Raw genomic sequence first — 11,266 nt, forward strand, 5'->3', positions numbered from 1 at the left:
AATGCAGACATGGAACAAAATAACCAAGACACCATTAACACCCCAGAAAATACTACCCCCGACAACGCTTTTGTCTTCAGCGAAGAATTAATGCCCCTCCGGGAAAAAATGAATACCTTATTTGAAAAATATTCCCATCTTCAACCTAGTCTGTTTTTTGTTGACTTGGATAACGGTGCCTTTGTGAATATGAATGGCATGGAGGCTTTTCCTGCCGCTAGTACCATTAAAACCCCTATTTTAGTAGCCTTTTTTCAAGATGTGGATGCGGGGAAAATTTTGCTCGATGAAAAATTAACCATGACGGAGGAAACCTTAGCCACTGAAGCAGGTACAATGCAATATCAACCCATCGGTACTCAATATACCGCTTTAAAGGTAGCCGAAGAAATGATTATCCGTAGTGATAATACCGCCACTAATATGTTAATTGAAAGGTTAGGAGGCGTCCAAGCCCTTAATGAGCGATTTAAGGAATGGGGTTTAGAATCCACGGTGATTAATAATTATCTCCCTGATTTAGAAGGTACAAATACCATTAGTGCTAGGGATTTGGCGATTACTTTGATGAAGGTGAGTAATGGAGATTTAGTGGAAAATAGATCGCGCGATCGCCTCTTAGGTATCATGGAAAGAACTATCACCAATACCTTATTACCCCAAGGCATCGAACCCAATGCCACAATTTACCACAAAACAGGAGACATTGGCAAAGTATTGGGGGATGGGGGAATCATTGATATACCCACAGGAAAACGTTATGTAGGGGCAGTTTTAGTACAACGTCCCCACAATGATTATACCGCCCGAACCATGATCCAGGAAATATCCCGTGAGGCTTATCAACATTTTAAATGGTATCAACCTCGCCCCACGGCTAATTAATAATTAAGAGTCACTTCCCCCATTGGTAAAGGAGTCTAACCAACGCTGTAAGGCGTTTCCTGCCGCCTCTCTACCCCCCAAACCAAAGGCAAGGGCGATCGCCACGGCAATTCCTCCCGTAAGCAAACCAAACGCCAAATTAACGATATTAGGAGCGATGCCAATTCTTTCTAAAGCCATGGCAGCCACCAAAACAATAATGGCAATACGGGCAACTTGGGCTAAAAATTGGGCTTGTTGTGTACCAGAATTAATCACTAATCGATAAACTAAATTAGCGAAATATAAACCCACAGCAAAAATAATTACCCCAATTAATACTTGCCCAGCCAACAGGGAAATAAATGCTACCACTTCCCGAAGGGCTTCAATTTGTAAAATATCCACCGCCGTAATAGTTGCCACCAACATAATGGCAATCACAAGGATAATACCCACAATTTGAGCAGGGGTTTTAGTATTATTTTCCTCCTCAGAGTTTTCCCCCACCGCCACGGGTGCAGTTTCAGTAATCCCTAACCAGACAAAAACATTATTAAAACCCACATTCGTTAAAAGATTAACCAATAATTCCGCTAAATATTGCGCCCCAAAATAACCAAATCCTAAGACAACAATAGCGGCAAATAATTTAGGTAGTATGTCCAAAACTTGATCCAACATTGCGATCGCAGGTACAGAAATAGCCTGAATCTCTAAAGCATCAAGCGCCGTAATGGCAATGGGAATTAAGATTAAGACATATACCACAGAGCCGATAACATAAGATAAAGATTGTTTCTTATTAGTGGTGGACATTCCAAATTTTGCACCGATAGCATCCGCCCCACTAGCTTTTAATAAATTACTAACAACCTTCTTCACTACTTGAGCAACAATCCAACCAATAAAAGCAATTATTGCAGCCGCAAACACATTGGGTACAACCCCCAAAATATCATTAACCAACTCCTCTAAAGGTCGTAAAGTTCCATCTAAACCTAAAATTCCTAAAATAGAAGGAAGGAATAATAAAATGATAAACCAAAAAAGAGCATTACCGATGGTTTCACCGATGGCAATTTCGCCCCCTTGAGCGTCATCCATCATCTCATTATCATCTTGCACCTGTTGATTTAACTTCTCATCAAAATGGAATTGTGACAGGGTTTTGACAATAATTAACTTGACTACCGTTGCCAATAACCAAGCTACCACAAGGATAATCGCCGCTCCCCCTAAACTCGGTAAAAAGCTCATTACTTCGTTTAAAAGGGCATTTAAAGGCTCGGAAACCAAATCTAACTCAAGGGCATTTAGAAAGGCAACCACCACAAAAAGGATGATAACCCAACCAACGGTTTCTGAAATCCATTTTTCTGTTTCTATTTTTTTAGCATCCTCGGCGTTATCGCCCATAATGAAGGAAGCCAAACGATTATCAATATCAGTTTTATGGAGAGATTTTCTGATAAATCCTTTAAAAATATTGGCAAAAATTAAACCAATAATTAAAATTAATATTGCCTTTCCCAAACTCAAAAGCGCACTTACTAAGTCATCTGGTACAGGTAAATTCTCCTGTACTTCAGAGATTTGAGCAAATAAACTCAGGGCATTTAAGTCTGGTAGAGAATCCATCGTTATTTTCATATTCTTATTGTTTGTGATTTCTACAGATACGTTTTAAATATATCTATATATCCCAAATAAATCAAATTTATCTAAAAACCGTAGATTCTCTTAATGGTAAAAACTATTTTATATTAATCTTTAGTGTGTTTATTATTTACCTTAAACCTTCTCTAATAAATCATGATGGCTAGTTATGATTAACAATTTTTGCACCATTGCAAAATGAATATTTTGATTTTGATAACATACCCTAGCTCAATTTAACCATGATTGTTTTTTATTAATAGGGTTACATCAGTAAAAAAGTTTTTCTCATAAACCATAATCCCCAAAATACTTTTAACAAATAAAATAATATTTTACTTAATCTTTATTAGCGTTTAAAATCCTGGTAACTTAAAAATTGATCCTATAAAAAAACCTATCATACAAGATAGGCTCAAATATCAACACAAAGAAAACATAGTTAAACAATACTATACGAGATGTAAATAAGCCGCCTCTTGCTCCAATTGTTGGATTAATTTCTGATTTCCCTGACTTCTAGCAACATCTAAACGGTGTTCAAGATTCTTTCTTAAACTATCTCTATAGGCCTTAGTAGCATCGGCTCTCATTTTATTTTTACGGGTTATATTCATCATGGTAGGTTTTTATCAATATCTCATTACTTTATCTGATGTCATTTTAACTTTATTCCCTGTAAAAAGTATTATTTGTTACAAAAAATTAATAGATAATACCCTATGCAAAATGAGCCTCTTAAATATAAAATTCAGTTTATTGATTGTCCATACTATTCAGTTAAATGGAAAAAAGTTATTAGCTGTGTAGTTAATTACACCGTCGGAAAATAGTACCTTTTGATAAGTTGCCCCACTGAATTAAAGGTAAAATAGGCTCATTAGTTGAGGGCTTAAGCCCTTATTTCAGAAATCCTTAAAACCCCTAAAGGGGTAACTATAAACTTTCTTTTATTTAATTGGTTCTACTTAACAGATTGCTAGAGATTAAATTGTCTTAGAAAAATGAAGGGAATAGGCAAAAAAATATCCCATAGATTAGTATTTTGGTAGCAAATACTACCCATTGAGCCGTTGAGTTGCATTTAGAAAAAGTAAACGTTATGATGGTTTTAGTGATAAAAAAGCATTATGGGAGTCTTCTTTATTAATGGATCAAATAGAGAAAATTATCGAAAAAATCAAAGAGTGGACTCAAAAATTAGTAGAGGCATTAGCAGGACCTCAGGGAGAACCTGAACCAGAATTAATTCCCATTCCTGTCAAAGATCGCCCCTCTAATCGCTATCGCTAATCGTAATGGTGTAATAGTGTGTCTGAGTTGAAAATTCTAGTTTTACATGGTCCTAATCTTAATCTCTTGGGCCAAAGAGAGCCTGAAATCTACGGTTATTTGACTCTCAAAGATGTAGATAACCTCCTTCTGGAGAAAGGAAAAGGCATGGGGGTTGAAGTTGTTTGCTTTCAATCTAATCATGAAGGTGCGATCGTAGATCACATCCATCAGGCTTCGGGGGTTTATCAGGGCATTATTATTAATGCTGGTGCTTATACCCATACCAGTGTCGCCATTAGAGATGCTCTGGCGGGGGTGAATCTTCCCACTGTGGAGGTTCACCTTAGTAATATTTATCGTCGTGAAGAATTTCGCCATCATTCTTATATTGCCCCTATCTCCATCGGGCAAATTAGCGGTTTTGGGGTGGATAGTTATTTATTGGGTTTACAGGCTTTAGTTAATCATGTACAGTCCCTTGGGACTTGATGAAAAAGTCTATTCGTTAAGGTTGGGAATGGGGAATAGGCAATGGTTTTGTTACTTTTATTAGTTGTTCCCTAAGTTTTCAGGAAAGGGGAATTTTTTTTATGATGGGCATTGCCCACTCTGACTTTTTTATGGTTGGTTTTGGGTGGTGCTATTATCGCTGTAAATATTTTCGATGGGTGCAGGTTGTGCCAAATCGGTTTTGATGAAACTACGGGCGCTGGTGGCAACGAGGGCAAAAATGGCGATAAGAATGGTAACTAAGGGAACTATTTGTTGACGGATAAATTGCATGGATTTATTCTCAGGTTATGGTAATGCTCTTGATCATTTTACCCCATACCAAATTCTATTTAGAAAATATATCATTACTTGCCTTCCAATGAATCATATCAGGTTTGGATAATTGATTATAAATAGATTGTATCTTCGCCTTTGCCCCACCGTGTAATAAATTACACGGCTATTGGTAGTTCGTTCAATGAATTGAACTAAGGTATATTTTGATTCACAGATTTAACAAGGCTCTTTTTTAACTATGTATTCTCGGTTCAGGATACAATTGACTAAGAATTTCGCTTTCTAGTTGGGCTAACTCTTGTAGTCGGGGTTCAATTTGTTCTTGATCACAGTATTTTTGAGCTAGTACCCAATAAATGCCGTAGTGTCTGGCTTCTGATGCCATTAATCCTCGATAAAATTTGGCTAGTTCGTCATCGGGGCAATTTTCAGCCAGTAGTCCAAGGCGCTCGTGCGATCGCGCTTCAATGAGAGCAGAAACTAATAGGGAATCCAAGAGACGATGGGGCTCGTGACGACGAATAGCACCCTTGAGAGTAGCACCATAGGGGGAAGGTTGGAGAGGGGCCAGGGGTATTTCTCTTTTTTCAAGCCATTGATTTACCTGCTCAAAGTGTTCTAATTCTTCTTTAGCAATGGCTGTGAGTTGATAAATAAGATCGGTATGGGAAGGATAGCGAAAAAGAAGATTGACGGCTACTCCTGCAGCTTTACGCTCACAATGGGAGTGATCTAGGAGGATGGTATCAAGGTTATGGAGGGCTTGTTGTAACCATGCTTCGGAAGTAGGTTCGCACAAAAGTTTGATCTTGGTTAATGTTTTCACGGCTATTTATATAAAATTATTGGGACGATAAAAATTACAAATAATAGTTTGTAAAATTCATTGTTAATTGTCCATTGTCCATTGTCAATTGATTAATGTGCTTGTTAATTTTTCACCGATAAATAATAATATTAGAGAACCTTTGATACAGAGTAATAGCCGATGAGCTTAGAATATCCCGAAGATTTAAAATATCTTGATTCCCATGAGTATGTACGCATAGAAGACGATGAAGACATCGCCACCATCGGTTTGAGTGCTTTTGCCCTTGAGGAATTGGGAGATGTAGTCTTTTTGGAGTTACCCGAATTAGGAGATGCGATCGCCCTTGGGGACAATATTGGTACGGTAGAATCTGTTAAGGCAGTGTCAGAAATTTATGCCCCCGTATCAGGCACAGTGGTTGACCGTAACGAAATGTTAATCGAACAACCAGAGGCGATCGCCGATGATCCTTACGGTGAAGGTTGGTTAGTCAAAGTGCGTTTGGATGATCCTAATGAGGAATTAGAAGATGCCCTCAGTGCCGAAGAATACCGAGCCTTAGTAGAACCCGAAGCCTAGGAGGTTTTGAGGGTAAAATCACCCTCCCCCGTGGTCAAAAAATGAGTGAATTTCCGAGCTAGGGGGGGAACAAACACAAAAGGGCTAGTAAATCCAGAAAATACCGACAGCCCTTCCATTTCATCCACTCTACCCACCTGAAATGGTACACCTTTACTAAAAGCCACTTGGCAATTATGCCATTGCCCTTCGAGATGAGCTAAGGAAGGTAAATAATGGGCGATCGCCCCTCGAATCATCTCCTCACTAGCCCTAGCATCCACAGGAGCATGGGGATTTGTGCGAATTTGGCTAATTTGACCTAAACACAGACTACCATCTAAAAATTGAATTGCCCCCGGTTCTAGGACTTGGCCCTGTAAATCATCACTGGGATTTGTCCAGATAGAATCCTTTGCCAACGCCGTTACATCCTTTTCCATCAAAAATCGTGCCGTGGTGCTAGGCATCACCAAACAACGCAATTTAATATCCGTAGGTTTAGTTTTAATCAACTGAGCATGGGTAAAATAAATCGGTAAATTAACCCCCACCTTTGCTAAAAAATAACGGCAAAACGCCCCCGCACATAAAATTATTTCATCGGCAAAATAACTATTTTTATCTGTGGTAATGCCCACGATGCGACTTCCTTTGGTTTCTAAATCCATCACCAATTCTTCTCGAATTTCTCCCCCCAATTTTTGAAAGGCTTTTTGATAACCCTCCATTACCCTGCGAGGATTAACATGGCCATGGGGAAAACGTAAACAGCCAGAAATCGCCTCCCGATTTAACAAAGGCTCTAGGTTACAACTATTATCTATACTCAACAACTCAGGTTTAATCCAAAAATCTTGATAATTCTTAGCCACCTCATCAGGATTTTTATCATGGGGAATGGTAAACAGTAAATCTAAATCTCGATATTGAATGTCATAATCTAGCTCATCACTGAGATTTTTTTGAATGTTTAACCCTTCTTGACATAAAGATATGGTGCGATCGTCCCTACCACACCAATAAGCAATGCCCCCATAACTGTAAGCAGTACCATTGGAAAAACCTAGATTTTTGTCAATTAATAAAACCCTAATACCTTTTTTTGCCAACTCATAAGCCAAAGCAGAGCCAGTCAAACCAGCACCAACAACGATCGCACCATAATTACTCATCGAAAACCCCTATTCTTTGATCCGTTTATTTTATCTGTATTATTTATTATTAATTTTATGCTAAAACCTTTCCATCATAAGCATTTTCATTCAATATTCATCCCCATAAAGACACACCACACCAACTTAACCTAACATTTCCTCTTACTCAAACCGTTTTTTTAAAACCCTAATTCCAGATATTGTGTACTAACATAATAACTGTCCTTTACAAAAAGACATAAATAACGTAATGCGTAAATTAATCACTAAATACCTGAGTATCTTTATTCTCAGCCTAATTTTTATCGTCAACTTCACCCCCCAAGCCTTCGCCCAACTACCTTTTTTTAACTTACCCACCAGTAGCGTAGTCGATTTCCCCGAAACTCCCGAATGGGATTTAAACAAAGCTCGTCCATGCGGAAAATATTGGTGTAGTGATGTTTATCTCTTTGGTAATTCCGAAATCATGGAAGAACAATTAACCCTTGCTTTGCCCAGAGAATCGGAAAAAACATCCGCCGAAATTGCGATCGATGTTGAACAAAGAGCCAAATTTGTACAAAATATTTTTGAAGGAATTTTTCGCAATATTATTCAATCTAACTCCTTTGAATTTTCAGACGAAAGACAATCCCTCAGTTTTTGGTTTTTAAATAGAGAAAAACCTCGACATCCATTTACCCCCATAGTAGAAGTAGGAACAGAAAATAATCAAACCGTTGTATTTGTACCCAGACAACCTGATTTAGGTTTATCATCCCAAGCCCTTGTCACTGTAACGGGCATAGATGCTAGTGCTAACGCTTCCACCATCGAAGAGTTAGGGGAAGAATGGAGATTAAAAGTGGCTAACTCTATTAGTGACGCACTCTGGGGAGCAGAAATGAATCATCAACAACCCCTAATAAGATTGCAAATATCGGTAATAGTTGGAATAATTGCTCTTATTTTTGTAATTTTAGTTAATAAATTCAAAAGATTTATCAAAAAAATAGCCAAGATACTAAGACAAGAGTTACAGGATATAAAGGATACTTTAACAGTTGATCCTGAAGCTCATAAAAAAGATGACGAACAAACTCAAACTGATACAGAAACAAAAACTCGGAACTATACTCAGCCTTTATCAGGAAGAATATCAACTAAAACTCAACCCATATCAAAAAAAATACAAACCTTTAGAAAGTTATTAGGACGAGTCTTTAATCAAAGTATTAGTAATGGTATTCAAGTTATCTCCGATGGTTTACAAATACCTACTCAGATTTTACCCACAGTTTACCAGCAAACCCAAAATGTAATTAAACAACAGTTAAATTTAATTCAATTAGTTCTTCGGATTTTCCTCTTAGGGCAAATTACGGCAATTTTAATTAGTATAGGAACTATCGTTATCACTTATAGAGAAACCCGTTATTTATTTAATCTGTTTTTCTCTCAAGCAATTTTAGTTCCAATAATCTGGATTTGTATTGTATTGGTTGACAAAATCGGAGACTTTTGGATTGATTCAATCCTCAATAGATGGGCTAAGGAAAAACAAGAATTATTCCCTAATTCTAATCGTCCTACCCTTAGAGTTAATACTTATTCTCCTGCTTTGCAAGGGGCAACAACTTTTATTTTCACAGTTATCGGTATCTCATTAACTTTTGCTTTTACAGGATTAAATCCCACGGTAATAGCAGGGGCAGGGGCTGCGGCTGTGGTGTTTGCTTTCCTTTCTCGCAATCTTTTAGAAGATATGCTCAACGGTATTTTAATTTTATATACTGACCGTTTTGCTGTAGGAGATGTGGTAGAGATTAATGGTTTTGCTGGTTGTGTGGAGAGTATGAACCTTTATGCTACTTCTTTACGTAACTTAGATGGACAGTTAATCGTAATCCCTAATGGTCATATTTCCACAGTGGTTAATATGACTAAAAACTGGTCTAGGGTTAACTTTACCATTGAAATCGCTTGGGATCAAGACATAAAAGCCGCCACTAATTTGATTCAGGAAGTGGCAGAAAAACTTTATGAGGAAAAAGAATGGCAGGAAAAAATCCTTGAACCAGCTGATATTTTAGGTATTGAAAAGGTATCCCATGATGGTATTATGATTCGACTTTTGATTAAAACTTTACCTGCTGAACAATGGGGAGTGGGTAGAGAATTACGATTAAGAGTTAAGGAGGCTTTTGATAGGGCTGGAATTTCCTTGGGTATTCCTCAAAGGGAAATTTGGCATCGTGAGCCTGATTCCCTAAATGGGGTTGGTGCTTCTACCAATAATTAATTGATAGTCATTATTATGGATAGGCTTGGGGCTTTAGGAGCGTTTTTCTTTTCAACCTTTACTCCCTTGCCTATTTTTGTTGCTACTAAAAATTATTAGTTATATCAAGTTTGGATATAGTTTTTGTCAACTTCTTAACCTGACACCCGATACCCCATACCTGACAACTTTTTTACAAGACTATAAATTTTATCCCGAACTCAGGTTAAATAGATTGTATCTTTGTAGCATCAACTTGTAATAAATTATAGCCAATCCGATTTAGAAAATATATCATCACTCGCCTTGCAATGAATTAAATGAATTATAAGGCTAACAGTTTATCGTTCAATAAATTGAACTAAAATAGAGTTGTTGCGAAATAGGTTTTTTGCCAAATTTCGTCCTTATTTGATAAGGGTTTCAGATACGCAGATATTTAATTCACAACAAGTCTAATACATTTTGATTCAAGGGTTTAGTATAAGCTACTATCACCCATACTGACAAATCCTGAACAAAAGTTAAGATATTTTTGGCTCTAATGATCTAGAGTTTATTTTTTTGATAATCAATACTTATTTCAATATTCTGATTTCTCAATTTGAATTAACCATAGAGATCTATCTATTAAGGATAATTTGTGCGATAATTATTAGGTTTAAGTAAAAAAGATATAATTATCCATGCCTGAAGCAGTAGGAGTTATTCAAACTTTGGGTTTTCCCTCTATTTTGGCGGCAGCTGATGCGATGGTTAAAAGCGCCCGAGTTACCCTTGTTTATTTTGATAAGGCTGAAAGTGGTCAATTTGCGATCGCCATTAGGGGCGCAGTATCCGAAGTGAATCGAGCCATGGAGGAGGGATTAATAAGAGCAGAAGAAGTTCTCGGGGGTGAAGTAATGAATCATTACATTGTTCCCAATCCTCCCCCTAATGTGGTAGATATATTACCCATTGCCCATAATGAGGTTTCTAATCCTTATCGGGTGTAAGCCCTTGGAATTAATTAATATTAAGCAATTAAAATAAGTTTTTATATTTAGATAAAATTACAGGAGTATATATTTTATGCCTTCACAGTCAGCCGTTGGCTCTATTGAAACAAAAGGATTTCCCGGTATTTTAGCCGCAGCCGATGCCATGGTTAAAGCAGGTAGAGTAACCCTTGTGGGTTATATTCGGGTAGGTAGCGCTCGTTTTACGGTTAATATCCGTGGAGATGTTTCAGAGGTTAAAACTGCTATGGCAGCGGGAATTGATGCGGTGAAAAAGGCGGAAGGTGCTACCCTAGAATCTTGGGTAATTATCCCTCGTCCTCATCAAAATGTTTGCGCTGTACTACCCATTGATTATACTGATGAGGTTGAATCTTATCGTCAAGCGGTAGAGGGTAACACAGCCCCTTATTTAGCTTCTCAGTCATAAATCAATTAAGGGTTAAAGGGTTGAACATTGTTCAACCCCCTGATTGTTGGGATAGAATTTAATTTTTGGCGTTGGTATAATTGGCGATCGCACTTATATAAATAAAATGGGCAAAAAGAATAATACCCCAAATCCCTGTCATCCAAGTGATCCAAGACCATTGGGCGTGTTGTAAATTGTGGAAAAACCACGCTCCCGAATTGACGGCAGTAAACAAGGCAACATGAACAGCAAAATTCATGCGATCGTCTAATTTTCTATATTTGAGATCATTTTCTCGATCTGGTTCTCTAGGCCAACGTGGAGGCATAATTTCTCTTAAATACTAACTTTTCATTTATTCCTCATTATACTGACCCCTGACACTTATTTACCCTGTTTCAATAATATACTAATTAGGATGGGGAACAGGGAATAGACAACAGGGAACGGTTATAATATTTAAGAGTCTTAGTTTTTACT

Annotated in this window: 13 protein-coding genes; 7 read left to right on the plus strand and 6 right to left on the minus strand. The window is 37.5% G+C overall.

Going from position 1 to position 11,266, the window contains the following annotated elements; genetic code table 11:
* A partial coding sequence (locus IQ215_RS07650; RefSeq protein ID WP_193800729.1) for a serine hydrolase occupies window positions 1-885 on the plus strand: 885 nt, incomplete at its 5' end.
* 3 nt (window positions 886-888) lie between these two features.
* Here IQ215_RS07650 and IQ215_RS07655 read toward each other — a convergent pair.
* Both IQ215_RS07655 and pirA read right to left on the minus strand, forming a co-directional pair.
* On the minus strand, window positions 889-2,505 hold the full coding sequence (locus IQ215_RS07655; protein WP_241735280.1) for a mechanosensitive ion channel: 1,617 nt from the start codon (window positions 2,503-2,505) through the stop codon (window positions 889-891).
* A 470-nt stretch (window positions 2,506-2,975) separates the two neighbouring features.
* Window positions 2,976-3,140 carry an arginine synthesis PII-interacting regulator PirA gene (gene pirA, locus IQ215_RS07660; RefSeq protein ID WP_431355527.1) on the minus strand — a complete coding sequence of 55 codons (165 nt, stop codon included), beginning with the start codon at window positions 3,138-3,140 and terminating at the stop codon, window positions 2,976-2,978.
* 532 nt (window positions 3,141-3,672) lie between these two features.
* Between pirA and IQ215_RS07665 the strand changes: the two genes are divergently transcribed.
* Window positions 3,673-3,816: a hypothetical protein gene (locus IQ215_RS07665; protein WP_193800731.1), complete on the plus strand. Its 144-nt coding sequence runs from the start codon at window positions 3,673-3,675 to the stop codon at window positions 3,814-3,816.
* Window positions 3,817-3,834: 18 nt separating this feature from the next.
* A complete protein-coding gene (aroQ, locus tag IQ215_RS07670) occupies window positions 3,835-4,287 on the plus strand; it encodes a type II 3-dehydroquinate dehydratase (RefSeq protein WP_193800732.1) in 453 nt (150 codons plus the stop codon).
* Window positions 4,288-4,416: 129 nt separating this feature from the next.
* Here the strand turns inward: aroQ and IQ215_RS07675 are convergent, their stop codons facing one another.
* Window positions 4,417-4,581: a hypothetical protein gene (locus tag IQ215_RS07675; RefSeq protein WP_193800733.1), complete on the minus strand. Its 165-nt coding sequence runs from the start codon at window positions 4,579-4,581 to the stop codon at window positions 4,417-4,419.
* 238 nt (window positions 4,582-4,819) lie between these two features.
* Window positions 4,820-5,413: a tRNA isopentenyl-2-thiomethyl-A-37 hydroxylase MiaE gene (locus tag IQ215_RS07680; protein WP_193800734.1), complete on the minus strand. Its 594-nt coding sequence runs from the start codon at window positions 5,411-5,413 to the stop codon at window positions 4,820-4,822.
* Between the two features lie 162 nt (window positions 5,414-5,575).
* Between IQ215_RS07680 and gcvH the strand changes: the two genes are divergently transcribed.
* Window positions 5,576-5,977: a glycine cleavage system protein GcvH gene (gene gcvH / locus IQ215_RS07685; RefSeq protein ID WP_015221439.1), complete on the plus strand. Its 402-nt coding sequence runs from the start codon at window positions 5,576-5,578 to the stop codon at window positions 5,975-5,977.
* Here the strand turns inward: gcvH and IQ215_RS07690 are convergent.
* Complete coding sequence (locus tag IQ215_RS07690) at window positions 5,974-7,131, minus strand: NAD(P)/FAD-dependent oxidoreductase (protein WP_193800735.1); 1,158 nt, start codon at window positions 7,129-7,131, stop codon at window positions 5,974-5,976. The two genes, gcvH and IQ215_RS07690, sit on opposite strands and share 4 nt — an antisense overlap.
* Before the next feature lie 232 nt (window positions 7,132-7,363).
* Between IQ215_RS07690 and IQ215_RS07695 the strand changes: the two genes are divergently transcribed.
* The 3 genes from IQ215_RS07695 to IQ215_RS07705 all read left to right on the plus strand — a co-directional run bounded on the left by IQ215_RS07695 (window position 7,364) and on the right by IQ215_RS07705 (window position 10,804).
* Window positions 7,364-9,397 (plus strand): mechanosensitive ion channel family protein, encoded by a 2,034-nt coding sequence (locus IQ215_RS07695; protein ID WP_193800736.1) that lies wholly within the window; start codon window positions 7,364-7,366, stop codon window positions 9,395-9,397.
* Window positions 9,398-10,062: 665 nt separating this feature from the next.
* Window positions 10,063-10,371, plus strand: coding sequence for a carbon dioxide-concentrating mechanism protein CcmK (locus IQ215_RS07700; protein ID WP_193800737.1), 309 nt, complete (start codon window positions 10,063-10,065; stop codon window positions 10,369-10,371).
* Between the two features lie 76 nt (window positions 10,372-10,447).
* Window positions 10,448-10,804, plus strand: coding sequence for a carbon dioxide-concentrating mechanism protein CcmK (locus tag IQ215_RS07705; RefSeq protein ID WP_193800738.1), 357 nt, complete (start codon window positions 10,448-10,450; stop codon window positions 10,802-10,804).
* A gap of 58 nt (window positions 10,805-10,862) precedes the next feature.
* Here the strand turns inward: IQ215_RS07705 and IQ215_RS07710 are convergent, their stop codons facing one another.
* Entirely contained in the window at window positions 10,863-11,114 is a 252-nt protein-coding gene (locus IQ215_RS07710) for a 2TM domain-containing protein (protein WP_193800739.1), read from the minus strand.
* Window positions 11,115-11,266 lie beyond the last annotated feature (152 nt).

It is taken from the genome of Cyanobacterium stanieri LEGE 03274, from assembly GCF_015207825.1.
Classification (GTDB): domain Bacteria; phylum Cyanobacteriota; class Cyanobacteriia; order Cyanobacteriales; family Cyanobacteriaceae; genus Cyanobacterium; species Cyanobacterium stanieri_B.